Origin of the sequence: Desulfovibrio sp. DV, from assembly GCF_001936595.1 — a bacterium.
In the GTDB taxonomy this organism is placed as follows: Bacteria; Desulfobacterota; Desulfovibrionia; order Desulfovibrionales; family Desulfovibrionaceae; genus Solidesulfovibrio.
Genome location: NZ_MLBG01000011.1, coordinates 1 through 21608 on the forward strand (window position 1 = coordinate 1; position 21608 = coordinate 21608).

The 21608-nt window shown below is 64.9% G+C and carries 18 protein-coding genes and 1 pseudogene; 12 read left to right on the top strand and 7 right to left on the bottom strand.

Features of this window, described 5'->3' with window-relative positions:
* Nucleotides 1-36: 36 nt before the first annotated feature.
* Complete coding sequence (motA, locus tag DVDV_RS04600; protein ID WP_075353539.1) at nt 37-903, top strand: flagellar motor stator protein MotA; 867 nt, start codon at nt 37-39, stop codon at nt 901-903.
* Between the two features lie 4 nt (nt 904-907).
* On the opposite strand, the gene DVDV_RS04605 is transcribed toward motA, so the two are convergent.
* Nucleotides 908-1384: a hypothetical protein gene (locus DVDV_RS04605; RefSeq protein ID WP_075353540.1), complete on the bottom strand. Its 477-nt coding sequence runs from the start codon at nt 1382-1384 to the stop codon at nt 908-910.
* 139 nt (nt 1385-1523) lie between these two features.
* On the opposite strand from DVDV_RS04605, the gene DVDV_RS04610 reads away from it, so the two are divergent.
* The 7 genes from DVDV_RS04610 to DVDV_RS04640 all read left to right on the top strand — a co-directional run bounded on the left by DVDV_RS04610 (nt 1524) and on the right by DVDV_RS04640 (nt 8664).
* Nucleotides 1524-2336, top strand: a complete 813-nt coding sequence (locus DVDV_RS04610) for a transporter substrate-binding domain-containing protein (protein WP_075353541.1) — start codon at nt 1524-1526, stop codon at nt 2334-2336.
* Nucleotides 2337-2500: 164 nt separating this feature from the next.
* On the top strand, nt 2501-2893 hold the full coding sequence (locus DVDV_RS04615; RefSeq protein ID WP_075353542.1) for a hypothetical protein: 393 nt from the start codon (nt 2501-2503) through the stop codon (nt 2891-2893).
* Entirely contained in the window at nt 2894-3643 is a 750-nt protein-coding gene (locus DVDV_RS04620) for an amino acid ABC transporter permease (RefSeq protein ID WP_075353543.1), read from the top strand.
* Between the two features lie 24 nt (nt 3644-3667).
* Nucleotides 3668-3928 carry a glutaredoxin family protein gene (locus DVDV_RS04625; protein ID WP_075353544.1) on the top strand — a complete coding sequence of 87 codons (261 nt, stop codon included), beginning with the start codon at nt 3668-3670 and terminating at the stop codon, nt 3926-3928.
* Entirely contained in the window at nt 3928-4269 is a 342-nt protein-coding gene (locus DVDV_RS04630) for a ferredoxin-thioredoxin reductase catalytic domain-containing protein (RefSeq protein WP_075353545.1), read from the top strand. Before DVDV_RS04625 ends, DVDV_RS04630 begins: the two co-directional genes overlap by 1 nt.
* A 160-nt stretch (nt 4270-4429) precedes the next feature.
* Entirely contained in the window at nt 4430-6487 is a 2058-nt protein-coding gene (locus DVDV_RS04635; RefSeq protein WP_083634633.1) for a PAS domain-containing hybrid sensor histidine kinase/response regulator, read from the top strand.
* Nucleotides 6488-6813: 326 nt separating this feature from the next.
* Complete coding sequence (locus tag DVDV_RS04640) at nt 6814-8664, top strand: S8 family serine peptidase (protein WP_083634634.1); 1851 nt, start codon at nt 6814-6816, stop codon at nt 8662-8664.
* 381 nt (nt 8665-9045) lie between these two features.
* On the opposite strand, the gene tmk is transcribed toward DVDV_RS04640, so the two are convergent.
* Both tmk and DVDV_RS22130 read right to left on the bottom strand, forming a co-directional pair.
* Nucleotides 9046-9684, bottom strand: a complete 639-nt coding sequence (gene tmk, locus DVDV_RS22125) for a dTMP kinase (RefSeq protein WP_075353548.1) — start codon at nt 9682-9684, stop codon at nt 9046-9048.
* 222 nt (nt 9685-9906) lie between these two features.
* A pseudogene (locus tag DVDV_RS22130) lies at nt 9907-10716 on the bottom strand (3'-5' exoribonuclease YhaM family protein); the annotation flags it as partial.
* A 112-nt stretch (nt 10717-10828) separates the two neighbouring features.
* Here DVDV_RS22130 and surE point away from each other — a divergent pair.
* Together surE and DVDV_RS04660 are read left to right on the top strand one after the other, a co-directional pair.
* A complete protein-coding gene (gene surE / locus DVDV_RS04655) occupies nt 10829-11596 on the top strand; it encodes a 5'/3'-nucleotidase SurE (RefSeq protein ID WP_075353549.1) in 768 nt (255 codons plus the stop codon).
* Between the two features lie 154 nt (nt 11597-11750).
* A complete protein-coding gene (locus DVDV_RS04660) occupies nt 11751-12716 on the top strand; it encodes a diguanylate cyclase (RefSeq protein WP_075353550.1) in 966 nt (321 codons plus the stop codon).
* A 250-nt stretch (nt 12717-12966) separates the two neighbouring features.
* Here the strand turns inward: DVDV_RS04660 and DVDV_RS04665 are convergent, their stop codons facing one another.
* Nucleotides 12967-14463, bottom strand: a complete 1497-nt coding sequence (locus tag DVDV_RS04665; RefSeq protein WP_075353551.1) for a DUF4405 domain-containing protein — start codon at nt 14461-14463, stop codon at nt 12967-12969.
* A gap of 271 nt (nt 14464-14734) precedes the next feature.
* Between DVDV_RS04665 and gltX the strand changes: the two genes are divergently transcribed.
* Nucleotides 14735-16129 (top strand): glutamate--tRNA ligase, encoded by a 1395-nt coding sequence (gltX, locus tag DVDV_RS04670; protein WP_075353552.1) that lies wholly within the window; start codon nt 14735-14737, stop codon nt 16127-16129.
* An 86-nt stretch (nt 16130-16215) separates the two neighbouring features.
* Here gltX and DVDV_RS04675 read toward each other — a convergent pair whose 3' ends face one another.
* Nucleotides 16216-18801 carry a PAS domain-containing hybrid sensor histidine kinase/response regulator gene (locus tag DVDV_RS04675; RefSeq protein WP_075353553.1) on the bottom strand — a complete coding sequence of 862 codons (2586 nt, stop codon included), beginning with the start codon at nt 18799-18801 and terminating at the stop codon, nt 16216-16218.
* Entirely contained in the window at nt 18798-19661 is an 864-nt protein-coding gene (locus tag DVDV_RS04680; RefSeq protein ID WP_075353554.1) for a phosphate/phosphite/phosphonate ABC transporter substrate-binding protein, read from the bottom strand. The genes DVDV_RS04675 and DVDV_RS04680 overlap by 4 nt, the downstream gene beginning before the upstream one ends.
* A gap of 222 nt (nt 19662-19883) precedes the next feature.
* Here DVDV_RS04680 and DVDV_RS04685 point away from each other — a divergent pair, with 222 nt between their 5' ends.
* A complete protein-coding gene (locus tag DVDV_RS04685; protein WP_075353555.1) occupies nt 19884-21200 on the top strand; it encodes a hemolysin family protein in 1317 nt (438 codons plus the stop codon).
* Between the two features lie 70 nt (nt 21201-21270).
* Here DVDV_RS04685 and rpmB read toward each other — a convergent pair whose 3' ends face one another.
* Complete coding sequence (rpmB, locus tag DVDV_RS04690) at nt 21271-21483, bottom strand: 50S ribosomal protein L28 (RefSeq protein WP_075353556.1); 213 nt, start codon at nt 21481-21483, stop codon at nt 21271-21273.
* Nucleotides 21484-21608 lie beyond the last annotated feature (125 nt).

Genomic DNA, 21608 nt, shown 5'->3' on the forward strand with positions numbered 1-21608 from the left:
CCAGTTTTAGCGGCCCGGACAGGAAACGGCGCACCCATGTTCGTAATACTTGGCACCCTCATCGTCCTCGGCTGCATCCTGGCCGGCTTCGTCCTGGAAAAAGGCAACTTCGACCTGATCCTGTCGGCCGCCCCGCCGGAACTGCTCATGATCGGCGGCGGCGCGCTCGGGGCCCTGGTCATCAGTTCGCCCAAGGAAGTGCTTATCGCCACCTTCAAGGGGGCCATGACCATTTTCGGCGGCATGACCACCAGCAAGGCCTATTATACGGAACTGTTGACCACCCTGTCCGGGCTGTACATGAAGATCCGCCGCGAGGGTCTGGTGGCCATTGAAAAAGACGTGGAACGGCCGGCGGAAAGTCCGATCTTCGCCAATTTCGCCAAGAACAAGAAAAACCACGAAGTGCTGGTTTTTATCTGCGACACCATGCGTATTTTTTCCACGGTCAACATCGAGGCCCACGAGTTCGACACCATCATGGAGGCGGATATCGAGGCCACGGTGCACGAGGCGCTTTTGCCGGCCCACAGCATCAGCAAGGTGGCCGACGGTATGCCGGCCCTGGGTATCGTGGCCTGCGTTCTGGGCGTCGTCATCACCATGGGCAAGCTCAACGAGCCGGCCGAAGTGCTCGGCCACAGCATCGGCGCGGCCCTGGTCGGCACCTTCATGGGCGTTTTGCTGGCGTACGGCTTCATCGGCCCCATCTCCACCAACATCGAGTACCGGGCCAAGGAAACCGAGTCCATTTTGCTGGTGGCCAAGGCCTCGCTGACCGCCTTTGTCGGCGGCAACCCGCCGCCGGTGGCCCTGGAAGCCGGCCGCCGGGCCATCCCCATCCACCAGCGCCCGACCTTTGAAGAACTCGAAGAAGCCATCAAGGCCAGCAAGGGCAAATAGGCCGCTACAGATAATCCGGCACGGCCAGGGCCGGGCAGGGCAGCGGACTGGCCCTGGCCACCAGATCGGCGATGACGCCGATGTCCAGGGGGAAGGAGGCAAAGGCCCCGCCGGCCGTGTAGGCCTGTCCCTCGGCCGAGACGAAATCAACGGTTCCGTTTTTGCCCACGGCCAGCGACAGGATCAGAAAAGCCCGGGCCCCAAGCCGACTCCCGGCGGCCGGGGCCGGACAGCCCAGAGCCGCCTTGCCCGGAGCGTATTCGACGGCCAGACGCACGAGCGGTTCCCCGGCCGGGCCGTCGTAGGACTCCCAGGTCGCACCCACAAGGCCCGGAGACACGGCAATAAGTTGCCCCAGGCTCTGGCCGCCGGCCCCCTGCGGCCGCCAGTTGCGGGCCACCGCCTCGGGTCCGGGAGCCAGGCAGCCCGCCACCGCCAAGACCAGGACCATCGCCGCCGCCATGGCTGCCAATCGACCCATATGCCCTCCTGCTGCCGCCAATCGCCCCTGTCCCGGACAATCATCCGGAACAGGGTTTCTTTTCGGCATTTTTTTGCTAGTCATCAAACCTCGGCAGCCGCGTTTCGCCGCCGCCAAACCCCATACCCGGAGAATACCCATGATCCGCTTCATCCGCATCGTCAGTCTGGCCTTCGTGGCCCTGACCATGTGCTGCGGCACCGCCCTGGCCATAGCACCGTATGATGTCTACGACGGCAGCGTCCTGCATCAGGTCGTCAAACGCGGCAAACTCGTCGTCGGCATGGAACTCAAGTTCTGGCCCTTCGAATACGTGGACGAGCAAGGCAAACCCGTCGGCTTTGACGTGGACATCGCCCGCACCCTGGCCGAACGCCTGGGCGTGGAACTGGAAATCAAGGACATGGAGTGGACCGGGCTTATCCCGGCACTCACCGCCGGCAAAGTCGACATCATCATTTCCGGCATCACCGGCACCCTGGAACGGGCCAAATCCATCACCTTCTCCTCACCCTATTTCACCACCGGCCTGTGCGCCCTGGTCAGCGTCAAAAAGGCCCCGGACCTGACCGACGTGGCCGCACTCGACGCCCCGGGCCGGGTCATTGCCGTCAAGACCGGCACCACCGCCGACCTGACCGCCGCCAAGCGCTTCCCCAAGGCCACCATCAACCGCTACCAGGAAGAGACGGCCTGCGCCAGGGATGTGGCCACCGGCCGGGCCGACGCCTTTCTCTACGACCAGATCTCCATTGCCAAGCACCAGAAGCAAAATCCCGACACCACCCGGGCGCTCCTCACGCCGTTTACCTACGAGCCTTTCTGCATCGCCCTGCAAAAGGGTGATTTCGACTTGTGGCAGTATCTTGAAATGTATATCGCCACCATCAAGGCCGACGGCACCCTGGAGACCCTGCGCGCCAAGCACTTCAAGGAACTCCTCGGCCAATAGGCCCAACCCTGGTCCGCCGCCCGAAGCCGGGTCGCGCGCCCCACGCAACTGTCCCGGCAAGGCCCGACGCCGCGCCTTGCCGGGACCCGCCGGCCGGATTTGCCCTGCCGCCCGGACCCTGCCGGTCCCGGCCCAGGCAGACCCCGCCGGCAAAAGGAATCGGCATGACCAAGCCTTTGCGCCTTGTGCTTCTGGCCCTTTTTACCCTCTGCCTGGCCGGGCCTGTGCCGGCCCGGGCCGACACCGTGCAGGTTTTTGCCCATGTGTTTATCGTGCCGGCCACCCTGGCCGACGGCTCGGACGCCGCCGTACGCGTGCCGGACTTCGAGGCCTGGCTGGCCGAGACCTTCGGCGGCTACACCCGGCTTGGGACCGGGGGCGGCGGCTGGAAAAACGAAACCGGCCAGGTTGAGACCGAGGTCAACACCACCTACCTGACCACGGCCGGGCGCGACTGCTCCAAGGACATCGCCGCCCGGCTGGTCCAGGAGTTCGGGATGCGGGTGCCCTACGTCCTGGTGGTGCCGGCCGGGGCCTTTGTCGCCCGGAGCCGCTAAATGGTCCGGATTGCGGTTCGGTTGGCCATCCTGGCCGTGTTTGGCGGGCTGTTGTGGCTGGTGCTGTCCCGGCTGCAGTACCACTGGGACTGGTCGGCGGTCTGGGCCTACCGGGAGCTGTTCGTCCGGGGCCTGGGCATGACCGTGGCCGTGTCGGTGGGGGCCATTGCCCTGGGGCTGGGCTTGGGGCTGGCCTCGGGCTTGGCCGCGGTCTCGGGCAATGTGGTCCTTAGCGAACTGGCCGCCCTCTATGTCGGGGCCTTTCGGGGCACGCCGCTTTTGGTGCAGATCCTCATCTTCTATTTCTGCGTCGGCGTGGTGGTCCGGGTGGACAGCCCCTTTCTCATCGGCACGGCCACCCTGGGCTTTTTTTCCGGAGCCTATATTTCGGAGATGGTCCGGGCCGGGGTGGAATCCGTGGAGCGCGGCCAGTGGGAGACGGCCCTGTCCTCGGGCATGAACCATCGCCAAACGCTCCTCTACGTCATCCTGCCCCAGGCCGCCCGGCGCATCGTGCCGCCGGTGACCGGCCAGTTCGTGTCGTGCATCAAGGATTCCTCCCTGCTTTCGGTCATTAGCCTTCGCGAGCTGACCAAGGCGGCCGAGGTGGTCAACGCCACCACCTACCGGACCTTTGAGACCTACCTGCCCCTGGCCGTGCTCTACCTGCTTTTGACCTGGCCCCTTTCGCACTTGACCCGGCGTCTGGAAAAAGGAATACGAAACGGAACGTACTATACGCCACGTTAGTGCCTCGCTTTCAAGGAGAATGCCATGACTGCGGAAATCAAGGTCTACGCCCTGACCACCTGCGTGCATTGCAAGCACGCCAAGGAATTTCTCGACGATAAGCACATCCCCTACGATTGCGTCCATGTGGACAATCTGACGGGCGAAGAGCGCGCCGCAGTCATGGACGTCGTGCGCAAACTCAACCCGGCCCTGTCCTTTCCCACCATCGTCATTGGCAACAAGGTCATCGTGGGCTTTCGCCGCGATGAACTCGAAACCGCCCTCGGGGCCTGTGGCAAATGATGGACGCGCAGGAACTCTACGAAAAGCTCGCCCCCATCCAGGCAGCCAAAGGCTTTTTCTTCAATCCCGACACCGCCATGGTCCTCGACCTCATGGCCGGACTGCTGACCAACAAGGCGCGCTACGGCTACATGGCCTGCCCCTGCCGGCTGGGGTCCGGGACCTTCGAACTGGATAAGGATGTCGTTTGCCCCTGCGCCTACCGCGCGGCCGACGTGGCCGAATACGGAGCCTGCTTTTGCGGCCTGTACGTCTCGGCCGCCGTGCGCGACGGCGAAATGCCCCTGCCCACGGTGCCGGAACGACGGCCCGTGGAAAAGACCCTGGCCGCCCTGGGCTGAAAACGGCCGGCACCTCCGTTTGCACCTTCGCGCCCGGGCCGTCGTACTGCCGGCCGGCTCCATCCGGCCTTAATCGTACAAAACCCCGGCACGCCGCAGCTCCCCCCGGTGGAGGGCGGCAGGTGCCGGGGTTGATCTCCTGGAGAGCCCGGGCGTGGACATGATTTCATGGACTGCTGCAGCCGCCTTCGCAGTGCTGCTTGCCCCGGCCGGCCTCTTCGCCGGCCGGGCCTTGTTCGGCCGGCGGACCGGCCGCCTCCGCCATGACGATCCCTTTCTGGCCCGGGTGGTCGACACCATGTCCGACCCGTTTTTCGTCAAGGACCCCGAGCATCGCTTCTTCCTGGTCAACGATGCATTTTGCGCCCTGGCCGGCCGGTCCCGGCAGGCTATTCTCGGCCGCACGGCCGAGGCCGTGTTTCCCGAGGCCAAGGCCGCCTCCTCCATCATAAACGACGCCATGGTCCTGGCTTGCGGCCAGGAGGACATTGCCGAGGAAAGGGCCTACGACGCCGATGGCGGGCGGGGCACGTTTATGACCCGCAAAAGCCTGCATATCGACGACGCCGGCAACCGCTACGTTGTCGGCGTCATCCGCGACATCACCACCCGCAAACAGGCCGAACGCCGTCTGGCCGACAGCGAAGCCCGCTACCGCCGCATCGTCGAAACAGCCAACGAGGGCATCTGGGCCGTGGACGCCCATTGGCACACCACCTACGCCAATGCCGTCATGGGAACCCTGCTCGGCCTGTCCCCCGAGGATATGCTCGGCCGGCCGGTGTCGGATTTTCTGTTTGCCGAGGACGAAGCCCTCAACCGGGCCATGGTCCGCCGCGAGGCCACGCCCCCGGGCGGCGGACTCTACGAGCGGCGGTTGCGACGGGCCGACGGCCGGGAATTGTGGACGCTTATTGCCGTCAGCAGCGAATACAACGCGGCCGGCGGATTTGTCGGCGGGTTTGGCATGTTCACCAACATCACCGAGCGCAAACTGGCCGAGGAGTCCCTGCGCCTGTCCGAAACCCGGCTGGCTGCGGCCAAGGAAGCCGCCGACGCCGCCAACAAGGCCAAGAGCGAATTTCTGGCCAACATGAGCCATGAAATCCGTACCCCCTTAAACGGCCTGCTCGGGATGCTCCAGCTCCTGGAAGACACCGGCCTTGATACCGAGCAACGCGACTGCGTGGCCACGGCCCTGGACTGCGGACGCCGCCTCACCCGCCTTTTGACCGACATCCTCGACCTCTCCAGGGTCGAATCCGGCAAGCTCGAGCTGGCCATCAAGCCCTTTGCCCTGGACGAGGTCATAAGCGCCACCCGGGCCGTGTTCCAAACCGCCCTGGCCAACCAGGATATCCGCCTCAAAAGCGCCATCGACCCGTCCGTGCCGGACCGGCTGCTTGGCGACGAGGGGCGCATCCGGCAGATCCTGCTCAATCTCGTCGGCAACGCCATCAAGTTCACCCGCAGCGGCGTCATCACCCTGGAAGCCGGGGCCTCCCCCGACACCGCCCCCGGCCGGATCCGCCTGGTGCTGTCGGTCAGCGACACCGGCATCGGCATCCCCGGCAACATGCTCGGCACGGTCCTGGACCCGTTCACCCAGGTCGATGCCTCGAACACCCGCATCCACCAGGGGGCGGGGCTTGGGCTGTCCATTGTCGACCGTCTGGCCCGGCTCATGGGCGGCGAGGTGCAGATCGAAAGCGAACCCGGAGTCGGCACCCACGTCCTTTGCACCCTGCTTGTGGGCCGGGCCGAGCCCGGCGAGCCTGCGGCCACGGTCGAAGCTCCCGCAGCGGCCCTGCCGCCGCTTCGCATCCTTGTGGTCGAAGACGAACGCATCAGCCGCCTGACCCTGGGCGCGTTGCTGCGCCGCCACGGCCACACGGTGCTGGAAGCCTCGTCGGGCCAGTCGGCCCTGGATGTTTTCGAAACCGAACCCGTGGACGTCGTGCTGCTCGACATCCAGATGCCCGGCATAAGCGGCCTGGACACCATGGCCATACTGCGCGACCAGAGCATCCACGGCCCCAAGGCCACGGTGCCGGTCATCGTGGTCACCGCCCACGCCATGGCCGGCGACCGGGAACGGTTCCTGGCCGCCGGCGCCGACGGCTACCTGGCCAAACCCGTGGAGGATGCGGCCCTGCAGGCCGCCCTGGCCGGGGTCATGCGGGAAAAAAGCGGAGAAGAGGCGGGGACGGAGGTCTAGGCCGGGGTCACAAGCGGGACACGCAAAAAATATTTGTCATTCCGGAATTGTTAAAGTAGTTTGTATAAAATTTCTATACTTACGATTGTTCCATAACTTATTGATCTTCAATGCCTTTGTGCAATGAGCCGGCGCAATTGCCGCGGGCAGGAAGATTTCTCTACAAAAAATCATTCCGGACATCCCCTCAACGCCCATTGGCCGAACAGTATACCCTTTGCCCGAGGAACCGGATTCGATTGAACAATCTACGCCAACAACGCGGATTGGCTAAGAAATGTGCATATAAACAACAGTCAAGAACATAATACTGATGGAGAGAAGCCATGCGCCTCGGTAATAGTATTTTCCAAAAGCTGGCCCTTGTCTTTTCATTGGTCCTGTTTCTCACATCAAACAGCGTGTCGTTGGCAAGCATTACGCCAAAGCAGGCTGAAGAATCCGCAGCTACAGCCTCTCAAGACTCGCCACCATCTGATGTTGGCCTTTCCGCCGCTGCCATGGAAAATTTCAAGCAGCAAATCACAATTTTGAATGAAGAAAAGAAAAATCTGACACCGGCTCAGAAAAAAATAAATTCCGCTATTGTCCGCACGCTGCACAGCGTCGTCCTTAAAGATAAGCAATCCGGTCTTCCGATGCTTGAGAACAGCATCAAACTGACGGAATCAAATACAATTACAGTGGACATCAAAGCCGATGTCACGGACGTCCTGCTGGACTTCATCAGAGCCCAGGGCGGAACCATCATCAACTCCTTTCCGCAATATAATGCCATCCGGGCACAGATTCCGATAACCGCGGTGGAGACCATTGCCGCCCAGTCCGGCGTGCGTTTCATCGACAGGGCTCAGGAGTATATCCTGCACAAGTCCACCACCACGGAAGGCGACGTCGCCCACAGCGCGCCAATCGTCAGAACGGCCGGCTACACGGGAACAAGCGTCAAGATCGGCGTCATTTCCGATTCCGTGGACTATCTGGCCCAGCTCCAGGCCACAGGCGACCTGCCGGCCACCGTGACCGTGTTGCAAGATGCTCCGGGCAACACAGGGGAGGGGACGGCGATGCTCGAAATCGTCTACGATCTCGCCCCCGCCGCTTCGCTGTACTTCGCCACCGCCTGGGGCGGCATGGCCAATTTCGCCAACAATATCATTGCCCTCAAAGATGCCGGATGCAAGGTCATCGTGGATGATGTCGGCTATTTTGCCGAATCCTCCTTTCAGGATGACGTCATCTCCCAGGCTGTGACGACGGTGACGGATGCCGGGGTCTTCTATTTTTCATCCGCAGCCAACGATGGAAATCTTCATTCCAATACTTCGGGAACATATGAGGGGAACTATAACGACGATGGGTCCGCTAACCATTGGCATATGTTCAGCGGCACGAACACATATAATACCATCACAGTCGACCCCGGAGTCATTACTCTACAGTGGTCTGATCCCCTTGGTGCCTCGGCGAACGATTACGATCTGTATCTTCTTGATAGCGCAGGAAATGTCTACAACACGTCGACGAACACTCAAGACGGTACACAGGATCCGTACGAACAGATCAACACCAGCGCAAACCTCACCGGATACAAGCTCGCCATCCAGCTGTGGTCCGGGGAAGCGAGATTTCTGCATCTAAGCGCCAGCCGCGGGGTTCTCACCTACAGCACCAACGGCGCGACCAAGGGCCACTCCACCGTTGACAAGGCCTTCGGCGTGGCCGCCGTCTCCGCCTCCGGACGCACCACCGCGTTTACGGGCACCGAGGCCGTGGAGACGTTTTCAAGCGACGGCCCGCGCCGCATCTTTTTCAACCCGGACGGTTCAGCCATCACCCCCGGGGACTTCCTGGCCAGCGGCGGCCGGGTGCGGCAAAAGCCCGACATCACCGCGGCCGACTGCGTGGCCACCTCCTGGCCCGGACACACCAGATTCTGCGGCACCTCCGCCGCCGCCCCCCACGCTGCGGCCATCGCCGGACTGCTCGTCTCCTTCAAACCGACCATCACCTCTACGGAGATGTTTCGCGCCCTCACCTCCACGGCCCTTCCCTTGCCGTCCACATGGACAGACTATTCCGGCCTGGGCATCATCATGGCCAACAAGGCCTACGACTCGCTCATCCCCGGCAACGGGCTCGGATGCCAGCCGTCCATGCTGCTTTTATTGCAATAATGGGGCATGCCGCCGGTGAGGACCAACCCCTTGAATGAACGGATATTCAAGCGGCCAGTGGTTTGCCGGTGTTTGCCCACGTTCGGGCACGTCCAGCACAATTCCCATCAACACTCTAATTTATTTAACTTTTCCGAGTAAGTACACCCTGTGCTTGCACCGAAGTGCCTGCCAGCTCTGGAAGTGGTCGAACGCTCGCCCGTGAGCGTGGTGCGGCCCCCCAGGACGCCCTGGCCCGGGGCATGCGGGGAAAACGCGGGAAGAGGCGCAGACGACGGCCTCGGCCGTATGTACAGGGAGCAATCCTGTCCGGCAGGAAAAACGATGCTTTGTTTCGGAGGGAAAGCCGGCAGAGGCTGCCGGCAAATGGGGCAATAAATCCTACTGCGCCGCCAACCGGGCGGACACGGCCTGCCACACGGCCAGGGCCACCGCGTCCGGAGCGGGTGTCGCGTCGATCCGGACAAACCGCTTGGGCTGGGCTGCGGCCAGGGCCAGATACCCCTGGCGCACGCGGGCGTGGAAATCGAGATGTTCGGCCTCGAAGCGGCCTTCGCTGACAGCCGTGCCGGCGGCGTCATTGCGGGCCAGGGCCCGGGTCAGGCCCGTGGCCGGATCGAGGTCGAGCAGGATCGTCAGGTCGGGCATGAGGCCATCGACGGCCACGGCGTTAAGCCGCAGCAGCAGGTCCACATCAAGCCCCCGGCCATAGCCCTGATACGCCACCGTGGAATCCACATACCGGTCGCACACCACCACCTGCCCGGCCGCCACGGCCGGCCCGATAACCTCGGCCACATGCTGGGCCCGGTCGGCCAGATACAGAAACAACTCGGCCCGGTCGCTCAAATTGCTGCTCTGCTGCGAGAGCAGGATGGCCCGCAGGGTGCGCCCAAGCTCACAGCCGCCGGGCTGGCGCGTGACCAGAACCGGGCGGCCAAGCGTTTCCAGGGCGGTGCAAAGCCGTCCGATCTGGGTGGATTTGCCCGAGCCCTCTACGCCTTCAAAGGTAACAAACACTGGTGGGCGTCCTTTTCCTTGGGTTTCGGGGCTTTTTTCGGGCACGGCCCGGGGGGTGCGCGGCGGATTGTAGAGATAGCGTTCAAGGGTGCGCACATAGGGCGACCACGTTCCGGCCTCGTCGGTTTCGTCGTCAAAGGTCCCGAAAATCTGGTTCATCTTGGCGTCGATGTTGTCGGCGAAATGGAGCACAAAGGCTTCGGCGGTCTTGGGCCGGCGCGGCGAACCAAAGGCGTATTCACCGTGGTGGGCCAGAAGGATGTGCTTGAAATGGAGCGCCAGTTCCGGTTCGACCCCGCTTTTTTTGAGCACCGGCTCCAACAGTTCCATGGCGATGACGATATGGCCCAAAAGCCGCCCGGCATCGGTGTAATCCCGTCCCGGACCGCTTGTCAGTTCCCAGGCCTTGCCCAGGTCGTGGCACACGGCTGCGGCGAGCAGCGTGTCGCGATCCAGGGTCGGATAGCGGTCGCAGATGGAAAGCACCAGCCTGGACACGGCCAGGGTGTGCTCCAAAAGGCCGCCCCGGTAGGAATGATGCACGCTCTTGGCTCCGGGAGCCTCGATCAGCCGGTCCCGGAAATCGGCATGGGTCAGGACCCGGGCCGTGAATTTGCGCCACGGCGCATGGGAAATCTCGGCCCGGCACAGCTCGGCCAGCTTCTCCAAAAGCCCCTCGGGCGGCTCGGCGCTCGACGGCACGAAAAGCGCCAGGTCCGGGGTGAACTGCTCGGGTGAAAGCACCTGCAGCCGGTCGATATTGACTTGCGGCCGGTCGCGGTAGGCCCCGACCTGGCCCTCGACCCAGACGAACTGGCCCGGGGCCAGATCAGCGTAGGCCTGGGCCGCCGGACTCCAGATCTTGGCCTCGATCTGGCCGGTGACGTCCTCAAGGACCAGGGTCCAGAACGGGCCGTTTTTGGCCTGCCCCAGCCGGGCCGCGCCGAGGCAAAACACATCGGCGGCGGTCTGGCCGGCAGCAAGATCTTTGACGAATCGGCTTTTTTCTATCACGGCGGCAGCGTCCGGCATGGCTTGGGTTACGTGGGTACGCGAGGTTGCCCGTGGCGGCAGCGGTTGTCAATGCCAGCCGCCTTGGGCATACTTCCCCGGCCGGACCACATACGGCCGGCCGGGAGACACCATGCGCATTCTTTTGACCAACGACGACGGCATCCAGGCCGTCGGCATCCGCCATCTTTACAAGGGCCTCGTGGCCGCCGGGCACGACGTGGTGGTGGCTGCCCCCATCTCCGAGCAGTCGGCCGTGGGACACGCCATCACCATTGCCTCGCCGCTTCGGGTCAAGGAATTTGCCGAAAACGGCTTCCGGGGCCTTGGCGTTTCCGGCACCCCGGCCGATTGCGTCAAGCTGGCCCTGACCACGCTCATGACCGAAAAACCCGACCTCGTCGTTTCCGGCATCAACGCCGGAGCCAACGTCGGCGTGGACATCCTCTATTCCGGCACGGTCTCGGCCGCAACCGAAGGCGCGCTCATGGGCTACCCGGCCGTGGCCGTCTCCGCCGACAACTACGCCCCGACCGATCTGACCGGCCAGGGCGAATACGTGGCCGGCTTCATTGCCAACCGGCCCTGGGAAGCCGCCCCGCCCCGCTGCGTCCTCAACCTCAATTTTCCCAACCGCCCGGTGCCCGAAACCCTGGGCCTTCGCATCTGCCCGCCAACCTCGGCCGTCTACAATGACTGGTACGTCACCCGGCAGGACCCGCGCGGCCGCGATTACCATTGGCTCACCGGAATCATCCCCCCCGAAGCGCTCACCCCGGACACGGACCGGGCCCTTCTGACCCAGGGCTATATCACCCTGACGCCGCTGCGCTTTGATTTCACCGACCGCGATACCATGCACAGTCTCGCCACCCATCTGGGACTGCCGCATTGCGGTTGACGGTTGCTTTTTTCCCGCGATCCGTCATTATCTCCATCGTGAAATACAGCATCTCCGGCATGGTCAGCCAGGACGCGCCACGGAACATTGCGTCCTTTGCGACGACCAAACGTCCCTTGAACATATCGTGGCAAACAGTCTCCTTGGGACCGGCATGAATATCCTCATCGTGGACGACTCGGATTCCTCACGACTGCTCCTTTCCACCATTCTTAAGGGAGCCGGATACGTCGATCCCCTGTGTGCCGGATCTGCCGGTGAAGCCCTGGCCCTGCTTGACGATCGCTGCCGCAAATACGACATCCCGGACATCGACCTCATCCTCATGGACGTGGTCATGCCCGACATGGACGGTATAGACGCCACCCGGCTCATCAAGGCCGACCACCGGCTGCGCGACATTCCCATCATCATCGTCACGGTCAAGGACGAAGCTGTGAGCCTGGAACGCGCCTTCGAGGCCGGGGCCATGGATTTCCTGGCCAAACCGGTCAACAGCATGGAACTGCGCGCCCGGGTCCGCTCCGCCCTTCGCCTCAAGGAAGAGATGGACCAGCGCAAGGCCCGCGAACGCGAACTCGAAGCGCTGACCCGCAAATTCGAACAGCTCTCCAACCAGGACGGCCTCACCGGCGTGCCCAACCGGCGCTGCTTCGAAGACGCCTTTCGCAAGGAATGGCTGCGCTCGCGCCGCGACGGCACCCCGCTCTCGGCGCTCATGATCGATATCGACTGCTTCAAGGCCTACAACGACACCTACGGCCACCTGCAGGGCGACCTGTGCCTGCGGCGCGTGGCCGAAGCCCTGGTCGCCGCCCTCAAACGCCCCGGCGACTTTGCCGCCCGCTATGGCGGCGAGGAATTCGTGGCCCTGTTGCCCGGCACCGACCCGGCCGGCGCGCTCTCCATCGCCGGCCTGATCCGCAGCAATGTCCGGGCCGCCGGCATTGAACACGCCACCTCGCCCGTGGCCGATCTGGTCACCGTCAGCATCGGCATCTCCGGCGTGGTCCCCAACATGGACCTTGAACCGGAAACCCTGCTCGCCGCCTCGGACGCCGCCCTCTACCAGGCCAAAAGCGCCGGGCGCAACCGCGTCGAAGTCCGCCCGCCTGTGTAAGGCGGGACATTGCCGCCCCGCCGCCGCTTCCCCATGCCCCCAAAAGCCTCCCGGCCAATACCAGCGACCTGGCCGGCCGTTACCGCCGGGACCAGTTCGATGCGATAAACGAACGCTTCCAGCACGAATTTGCCTAGTTTCGCCACCCCAGGCTGTAACGGGGGGAGAGCTTCAAGCCAAAGCGGGCCGCCTCAGGTGAGGCGGCCCGCTTTATTTCGGGCTCCGACCAGGGGGGGAAGGCGGCGCGGTCCTAGGGCGAAACGACAAGCCGCATGATGTCGGCCGGAGTGCGGTTGTTTTCCAGGGCCAGCTCTTCAAAGCTCATGTCACCAAAGGCGGTGATGCGGTGCCGGCCCAGGCGTTGCACGGCCGTGGACAGCGGGATGTCGTATTCGCGGCAAAAGCTTTGCAGCATCATTTTTTCCAGGCCCGGCGGCGGCGTGGCCGGCGCGGCCACGGCCGGCGGGGCAAGGGGGACGGTCCCAGAGCCCGGGGCATGGCCCGGGAGGGCCGAACCATAGCCGGGGGCGGCCGGGGCATAACCGGGAGCCGACGGCGCAACGCCCGGGGCGGCAGCCGGGCCCGGCGGAGCCGGCACCGCAGCCGAGCCATAGCCCGGAGCCGAGGCCGGCGAGGCAGCGCCATAGCCCGGCGCGGCCGGGGCCGGGGCCGGGGCGGCAGGCTGGGGCGCATGGCCGGAAGTGGCGGCACTGGTCCCCGGCGCGGCCGGCGCAGAGCCGGGAGCCGGGGGGATGGCGGCGGGTTGCGCGGCCGGCAGGGCCGGTGTCGGGGCCGGTGTCGAAACCGGGGCCGGGGCCGGGCTGGCGTGCTGGGCCGGCGTCGGCGTGGCTTCGACCGGGCTGGCCGAGGGCTGCTTGACCGGCTCACTGCCCGAAGTCACCTCCACCGGCGTGGGCGTGGGAATTTTTTCCGAGCGCAGCGCCTCATACACCGTAATGGGCAGGATATTGTTGGCCTTGGCCGTCTCGGTCAGGGTCCAGGCCGGCTGGGCCTTGTAGCCGGCGGCCGTGAGCCGGGACAGGGCCTGGGCCATATCCAGGCCGTATTCTTCACAGATGTCGGAGAGCTTGCGCCGTCCAAGGCCCGGAGGCGGGTCCTTGGGCAGTCCCGGCGGCGTGCCGCCGGAGGGTTCCATGACCATTTTGAGGGCCTCGAACACGCCGCCCGGGGCCACCCGGTTTTGCCGGGCGATCTGGGCCAGGGTCAGGTCGGCCGACTCGGCCTTGATATTGCGCAGGCGAAGAAGGGCCAGGGCCTTGTCGGTCTCCAGGCCCATGCGCCGGGCAAAATCGGCCAGGGTCGAGCGTTCGGCCAGGGAGTACGGCGGCTCGCCGTAGGTTTCGACCGTGCGTTCCTTGATGTGCCCGGACAGGGCCACGAGCTGGCCCACGGGCGGCAGCCCGGCCAGGGCTGCGGCAAAGACGCCGATGGTGAGCAGCAGGCCAAGGACAAAGGGCTTGGTAAAAATGACGACCATCCCCTCGTCGTCGCGCAAATGGTCGAGGAGTTCGTCGATGTGGAGCAGCAGATGGGCCACGCCGGCAGCCAGAAACAGCAGGCCCATGGCCAGATGGGCGCCCTCCCAGGCCGGGCGCGAGAGGCCGAGAAAACTCCAGTCGGCCCAGGAAGCCACCCGGGTCGGCGGAACGATGTACATGACAAGGGCTGTCAGGAACATGAAAAAGATCGAAAAGAACAGAACCATCGTGACTATTTTTTTGGGCATCAAAAGACTCCGTGGCCCGGCGGCAGGCCGGTCGCGTCGTGTTGCCGGCCATCTAGCACGCCTCGCCGGCTTTGCCCATCCCCGGCGGCGGCCCGGTCCCGGCGCGCCCTGGCCGGCGTCCCCCGCATCAGTTGACGAGGCGTTGCAAAGGCGCTACCTCCCGGCCACGCAAGCGGCAGGCTTGCGCGGCCAAGGCCGCGCCACAGCCCGCTCCCGGACCGCGATCCACATTCCGAGGCCAGTCCCCGTCACCTAAGTATCCGGAGCCTTTATGAGCACCATCGTCACCCGTTTCGCCCCGAGTCCCACGGGCTATCTGCATATCGGCGGCGCGCGCACGGCCATCTTCAACTGGCTGCTGGCCCGCCATTTCGGCGGCAAGTTTCTGCTGCGCATCGAGGACACCGACCTGGCCCGGTCCCAGTCGGACATGACCCAGTCGATTCTCGACGCCATGGCCTGGCTTGGCCTCGACCATGACGGCGAGATCACCTACCAGAGCCAGCGTTTCGACATCTATAATGAATACATCGACAAGCTGCTGGATACCGGCCACGCCTACTGGTGTTCCTGCACCCCGGAAGAGGTGGAGGCCATGCGTGAGGAGGCCCGGCAAAAGGGGCTTAAGCCCAAGTATTCCGGCCGTTGCCGGGAAGCCGGCCTCGGACCCGGTCCGGGCCGGGTGGTGCGCCTCAAGGCCCCGGTGACCGGGGCCACCGTGGTCCACGACATGGTCAAGGGTTCGGTCTCCATCGACAACGCCGAGATGGACGACATGGTGCTGCGCCGGGGCGACGGCTCGCCCACCTACAACATGGCCGTGGTGGTGGACGACGCCACCATGGGCGTCACCCACATCATCCGGGGCGACGACCATTTAAACAACACCCCGCGCCAGATCCTCATCTACAAGGCTCTGGGCTTCGAACTGCCGCGCTTTGGCCATGTGCCCATGATCCTTGGCCCGGACAAAAAGAAGCTGTCCAAGCGCCACGGGGCCACGGCCGTGATGGAATACGAGACCGAGGGCTTTTTGCCCGAGGCCATGTTAAACGGCCTGGTGCGCCTGGGCTGGGCCCACGGCGACCAGGAGATTTTATCGCGCGAGGAGCTGGTGGACCTTTTCACCGCCGACAACCTCGGTTCCTCGGCCGCCGTCTTTGACAAGGCCAAGCTCCTGTGGCTCAACGCCCACTACATCAAGGAAAGCCCGGCGGCGCGTCTGGCCGTCATCGTCAACGCTTTCCTGGAGCGCCGGGGCCATGCCGACCTCGACCTCGACTATCTGGCCCACATCGTGCCGCTGTTGCAGCCGCGCGCCCAGACCATGGAAGAGATGGCCCAAAAGGCCGAATGCTTTGTGGTGGCCGATGCAGCCCTGGAATACGACATGGCTGCGGTCAAAAAGTTTTTCACCGACGACGTGCGCGGCCATCTGGCCCGGCTGCGCGAGATCCTGGCCGGCCTTTGCTGCTTCAACCAGGCCTCCATGGAGGCGGCGGTCCAGGGCTATCTGGACGAACGCGAACTCAAGTTCAAGCTCATCGCCCAGCCGCTTCGGGTGGCGATCACCGGAGCCACGGCCAGCCCCGGCCTGTTCGAGACCATGGAAGTGATGGGCCGCGACCGGGTGCTCACCCGCCTGGACCGGGCCCTGTCGGTCTAGCGGCCGGACCGTGAAACGACCAAGCCCCCGGATGCGTGCCGCATCCGGGGGCTTTTTGCGTCTTTTCCCGACACTGGCCGCCAGCCTCAGGCCCGGGGCCTGCGCCGGCCCGCCCAGGCCCGGGCGATGGTTTGGCGCAGGGCCTCGAAGTCCACGGGTTTGGCCAGGTAGGCGTCCATGCCGCAGGCCAGGAAACGCTCCTCGTCGCCCTTCATGGCGTGGGCGGTCAGGGCGATGATGGGGATGCCGGCCGGCCCGTGTTCCATGGCCCGGATAGAGCGGGTGGCCGCCTCGCCGTCCATGACCGGCATCCGGATATCCATGAGCACTACATCAAATCGCTGGCGGGCGAGCAGTTGCAAGGCCACCTGCCCATTTTCCGCCATGACGGCCACATGCCCCATCTTGTCCAGGAACTTGCCCATGGTGATCTGGTTGATGCGTTCGTCCTCGACCACAAGCACGGTCAGGCCGCCGGCCAGCCCGACAGCGGCATCGGCCTCCGGGGCCTGTTCCCCACGGCCTTGCCGGATGGTGTCCGGCCCGGCCGGGCGGCCCACCCGCACCGTGAGATAAAAGGTCGTGCCCTGGCCCACCGTGCTGTCCACGCACACGCAGCCGCCAAGCAGCCCGACAAAGCGCTGCACAATGGCCAGCCCCAGTCCCAGTCCGCCGTATTGCCGGGCCAGCCCATCGTCCACCTGGCTAAACCGGTTAAAGACATAGCCGATCTTGTCGTCGGCAATGCCCGGACCGGTGTCGGACACCATGAAAAGCAGCGTCCAGCCGCCATTGGCCGGGCGCACCGGCAGCGGCCCGGCCCATAGTTCGATGCGCCCGGAGCGCGTGAACTTCGCGGCGTTGCCCACAAGATTGAACAGAATCTGGCGCAGCCGGCCCTCATCGGTCACCACCGCCTCGGGCATCCCCTCGTCCACCACCACGTCCATGGCCAGTCCGCGTTCGCGCACGGCCGCAGTGAAAATGCCGGCCACCGACGGCAGCAGGCGGCCCGGGTCCACCTCCTCCTGGCACAGCACCACCTTGCCGGCCTCGATGCGGGCGATGTCCAGGATGTCGTTTAGGATGGTGAGCAGCTTGCGCGAGGACTCCAGGGCAATGGAGACGATTTCCGCCTGCTCCGGGGGCAGGCTCAGGCTGCTTTGCATCTGCAACATGCCCATGATGCCATTGAGCGGCGTTCGCACTTCATGGCTCATGGTGGCCAAGAACTGGGTCTTGGCCCGATTAGCCGCCTCGGCCGCTTCCCGGGCCGCCTCAATGGCTTCCTCGGACCGCTTGCGCCCGGTCACGTCGCGGTTGCTGCCGCGCCGGCCAAGAAAGGTGCCGTCCGGGGCGAAGATGGCCCGGCAGCAGTGTTCGATCCACACGAGGCTGCCGTCACGGCGGATGATGCGAAAATTGAGGGTGCACATGTCCGGGGTGGCCTCGGTGGCCACACGCATGTGCGCGGCGATGATCGGGCGGTCCTCGGGAGGGGCGATGGACACGAGAAAGTGCGGATCGTCCAGAAACCGCTCGGGCGGATAGCCGGTGATGCGCCGGCAAGCCGGGGCCACCCACTCAAACCGCCCGTCCGGGGCGATCCAGTATTCCCAGTCGTAGGTGAAGTCGGCAATGGAGCGAAAGCGTTCCTCGGAACGGTACAAGGCCGAAACATCCTTGCCGATGGCGAAATAGGCCGGTTTTCCGGCCCAGACGCCGCGCACAACCCGGGTTTCCATGGCCACGCGTTCCCCCTGGCTGGTCAGCATGGGGACGCCAAGCGTTGCCACCTCGCCTTCGGCCAGACTCTCCATGCGCTGGCGGATGCTCGTGCCGCCGGAGGCCTCATACAGCAAGAGCAGGCCCTGCCCGGCCAGCTCGGCCTCTGTATACCCCAGCCGGGCACACAGGACCGGGTTGGCCTTTATAATGTTGCCGCTCGTGGAAACGACCAGGAAGCAGGCATCCACGGTGTCGTAAAAGGCCTGGAAATTGGCCACCTTTTCCGACAGCTCGCCGTAAGAGCGGGCCAGCTCCCCGGACATGCGGTTAAACGCCGCCGCCACCCGGCCCAGTTCGTCATTGCCGACCAGCGGCACCGTGCCCCCGAAACGGCCCCGGCCCATGGCTTCGGAGGCAGCGACCAGCCCGCCAAGCTGGCGGGTGAGCCAGGAGCCGAGCAGCCAGGAAAAGACCGCTGACAGGGCCATGCCGGCCAGACCGGTGGTCAGGGCCTTTTGCCGGGCCGCGGCGAGTATGGCATCGAGGGAGGTGTCGCAAAGGACCACCGAGGTCCAGCCGAAAAGGACGCCGCTTTCGCTGATGTCGGCCCTGGCCTGGGTTGTCTCGCAGGCATCGACGGCCGCGACCGGGGCGGCATCGTCGCTGCGGGCCAGGACGCCCAGCCGGCTGCTGCCCACTTCGACAAACAGGATGCCCGGATCCCGGGCCAGGGTGTCCACCTGGCCCTGCAGGCCGGCCAGATTCATGGTGAGCAGATCGGCTTTGGCAGCGGTGGCAAACAGTCCGGCCATGGCGGTTGCCCGTTTGCCAAGCTGCTCACGGGTCGAACCGCGCAGGGATTCAAGTTCGCCGGCAATAAGAAAGCACAGCAAGGCCGCCTCAATGGCTGCGATGCCAAGAATGGTCTTCAGACGAAAGGTCATGGCAGCCCTGTCCGGTCCCCGGCGGCCGGCGGCAGGCCGAGAAGCCGGCGCACATCGTTCCAGTCGGCGTCCTCGCCGGCCTCGAAGCCGCGAAACTGCATCCGGGTGAGCACGTCACGCCCCTGGGGCGAGTCGGCCATGGCCACCAGCGCCGCCCTGAGCCGGGCCACGGCCGCCGCCGGCACCCGGGAATGGGCCGCCAGCGGATGCGGCGTGTACGGCGGCGACTCCCAGAGGATGCGCAACGCCTGGCGAATCTCCTCCGGGCTCTTGTCGTAGGCGCGCCGGATGCCGCCGCCGGCAGGATAAAAGCCCCGGGCCACGGCCAGGTAGACCGAGTCATGGGTGGAGACGTAGGCCGGCGTCACCGCAATGCCCCGGGCCTTGAACTCGGCCAGGGGCAACATGGCGGCGGCAAAGGCCCGGGGGGCTGGAAAGGCCAGGGTCGCCCCGGCCAGATCGTCGAGGGTCCTGACCGGACTGCTGCTTGGAACCACGACCAGCCCCTGCAACCGCTCGCCTGATTCCCGGGCAAAGGCACGATACCCGGACGCGATGCTTCGCTGCACATAGTCAGCCGGATTGCAGTAGACGATGTCGTAGCGGCCCGCATCCAGACGCACTTCAAAGGTGGGAATGTCCGTTGCCGTTTCAAAAGCCAAGGTCAAATCCGTCTCTTTTTCGAGATAGGCCAGCAACGGAAGCCATTGCCGGGCCAAATCCACGGCGGAACGATGGGGACCTATGCCGAAAACCAGTGCCGTCTGCTGACTTGCAGCCAGGCCGGCCGGCCCCGGAAAAAGAGCCAGGGACACAATCCACAGGAACCGCCACGACCGCTTGGATATACAGCGAATCATCCCCATATTCCTGGAATATTCAGAGGGGCAAGAAAGAATGGGCGGTTCATCCTCACTCCTGTAAAGATTGTGAACGCCATTTATAAATATGTTTACTCACTACAATACCCCACCGGTTTGCATCCGGCAAGGCTCCCCCGGCCGGCCATTGCCCACAAGGCCCGGCCGGTCTAGACTGGCCTGTCTGGTCGCCGACCAGGCAATCCGTACCCGGGAGTATGCATGACTGCCGTGCCCTTTGAACTGCTGGCCGTTGCGGCCCTTATTGGCGCCAACGGTTTTTTTGCCATGGCCGAAATGGCCCTTGTCGCCTCGCGAAAAGCCCGGCTGGCCGCCCTGGCCGAGGCCGGCAGCCGCCGGGCCGCGGCCTGCCTGCGCCTGCTGGAGCGGCCGGAGGCCTTCCTGTCCACCGTGCAGATCGGCATCACCCTGGCCGGGGTGCTCGGCAGCGCCTACGGCGGCGCCACCCTGGCCCCGGCCCTGGCCGCCGTCCTGGCCGACGTGCCGGCCCTGGCCCCCTATGCCGAGGGCCTGTCCCTGGCCTGCGTGGTGGCCCCCATCACCCTGCTCACGCTCCTTTTCGGCGAACTGGTGCCCAAACGCCTGGCCCTGGCCCGGCCCGAACAGGTGGCCCTCATTGCCGCCCCGGTCATGGGCGGGCTCATGCTGGTCAGCCGGCCGGCGGTCTGGCTTCTGGGCGTGGCCACCCGGACATCGTTGCGCCTGCTCGGCCTTGGCGGCGGCGACGCCCCTTCGGTAACCGAGGAGGACATCCGGGGCATGCTGCTCGAAGGCCGCCACCATGGGGTTTTGGAGGATGTCGAACATGACATCATGGAACGCCTCCTGCGGCTGGCCGACCGGCCCCTTGGCGTCATCATGACTCATCGCTCCCGGGTGGACTGGCTGGACATCGAAGCCGACGAAGCCACGCTCATGGCGCAGATGCTTGGGAGCAGCCACACCCGGTTTGCGGTGTGCCGGGGCGATTTCGACAACGTCCTTGGCGTGGTGCGGGCCCGGGACGTGCTGGCCGGGCGCATCCGCACCGGCCGCTTCGACCTGACCGCCCACCTCACCCAGCCGCAGTATCTGCCCGAGACCATGCGCGGGCTGGACCTGCTGGCCGCCTTCCGGGAAACCCCGGGCCTCAAGCTGGCCCTGGTGGTGGACGAATACGGCGAGGTGGTGGGGGTGGTGACGGTGGCCGACGTCTTTGCCGACATGGTGGGCGAATTGGCCGGCCAGGCCGGAGCGGCCGAGGCCGATCTGGTGCGCCGGCCCGACGGGTCGCTTTTGGCGGATGCGGCCACGCCCATGGACGAGGTGGCGGCGGCGCTGGGGCTGCCGCGCCCCTGGCCCGACGACTTCGCCTCCGGCACCCTGGCCGGGTTCATCTTAAGCCGCCTGGACCATATCCCGCACATCGGCGAGACCTTTACCGCCCACGAGGCCGTCTTTGAGGTGGTGGACATGGACGGCCGGCGCATCGACCGGGTGCTGGTCACGCCGCCGTCGGAAGAGGAGGAAGGCTCGTAGCGAGGGGCGCGGACACAAAAAAAGACGGTCCGCCAAAGCGGACCGTCAGAAAGCTTTACAACCGGACGCGCTAGGCGGCAGCGGTCTTGGCCACCGGCTTGATCACTGCGCCGGAACGCAGGCAGCGGGTGCACACGGTCACGGTCTTGACCTCGCCCGAGGGCAGCTGGGCGCGGACGTTCACGAGATTGGGCTCGAAACGGCGCTTGGTCTTGTTGTTGGCGTGGCTGACATTGTTGCCGCTCTGGGGCTTTTTGCCGCAATGATCGCAAATCTTGGCCATTATTTGATTCCTCCGGAAACATGATTCGCGGTGTTGCCCGTCAAAAAACTCCGTGTCGGAGCCTGGGCAAACGCGCGTTTTTCACAGTGACGCAAAGAATTTTGTGAGGTACATGGGTTGGAAGA

Coding starts and splice junctions, on each gene's coding strand:
- motA (WP_075353539.1), top strand. CDS start 37: ATGTTCGTAATACTTGGCACCCTCATCGTCCTCGGCTGCATCCTGGCC.
- DVDV_RS04605 (WP_075353540.1), bottom strand. CDS start 1,384: ATGGGTCGATTGGCAGCCATGGCGGCGGCGATGGTCCTGGTCTTGGCG.
- DVDV_RS04610 (WP_075353541.1), top strand. CDS start 1,524: ATGATCCGCTTCATCCGCATCGTCAGTCTGGCCTTCGTGGCCCTGACC.
- DVDV_RS04615 (WP_075353542.1), top strand. CDS start 2,501: ATGACCAAGCCTTTGCGCCTTGTGCTTCTGGCCCTTTTTACCCTCTGC.
- DVDV_RS04620 (WP_075353543.1), top strand. CDS start 2,894: ATGGTCCGGATTGCGGTTCGGTTGGCCATCCTGGCCGTGTTTGGCGGG.
- DVDV_RS04625 (WP_075353544.1), top strand. CDS start 3,668: ATGACTGCGGAAATCAAGGTCTACGCCCTGACCACCTGCGTGCATTGC.
- DVDV_RS04630 (WP_075353545.1), top strand. CDS start 3,928: ATGGACGCGCAGGAACTCTACGAAAAGCTCGCCCCCATCCAGGCAGCC.
- DVDV_RS04635 (WP_083634633.1), top strand. CDS start 4,430: ATGATTTCATGGACTGCTGCAGCCGCCTTCGCAGTGCTGCTTGCCCCG.
- DVDV_RS04640 (WP_083634634.1), top strand. CDS start 6,814: ATGCGCCTCGGTAATAGTATTTTCCAAAAGCTGGCCCTTGTCTTTTCA.
- surE (WP_075353549.1), top strand. CDS start 10,829: ATGCGCATTCTTTTGACCAACGACGACGGCATCCAGGCCGTCGGCATC.
- DVDV_RS04660 (WP_075353550.1), top strand. CDS start 11,751: ATGAATATCCTCATCGTGGACGACTCGGATTCCTCACGACTGCTCCTT.
- DVDV_RS04665 (WP_075353551.1), bottom strand. CDS start 14,463: ATGCCCAAAAAAATAGTCACGATGGTTCTGTTCTTTTCGATCTTTTTC.
- gltX (WP_075353552.1), top strand. CDS start 14,735: ATGAGCACCATCGTCACCCGTTTCGCCCCGAGTCCCACGGGCTATCTG.
- DVDV_RS04675 (WP_075353553.1), bottom strand. CDS start 18,801: ATGACCTTTCGTCTGAAGACCATTCTTGGCATCGCAGCCATTGAGGCG.
- DVDV_RS04680 (WP_075353554.1), bottom strand. CDS start 19,661: ATGATTCGCTGTATATCCAAGCGGTCGTGGCGGTTCCTGTGGATTGTG.
- DVDV_RS04685 (WP_075353555.1), top strand. CDS start 19,884: ATGACTGCCGTGCCCTTTGAACTGCTGGCCGTTGCGGCCCTTATTGGC.
- rpmB (WP_075353556.1), bottom strand. CDS start 21,483: ATGGCCAAGATTTGCGATCATTGCGGCAAAAAGCCCCAGAGCGGCAAC.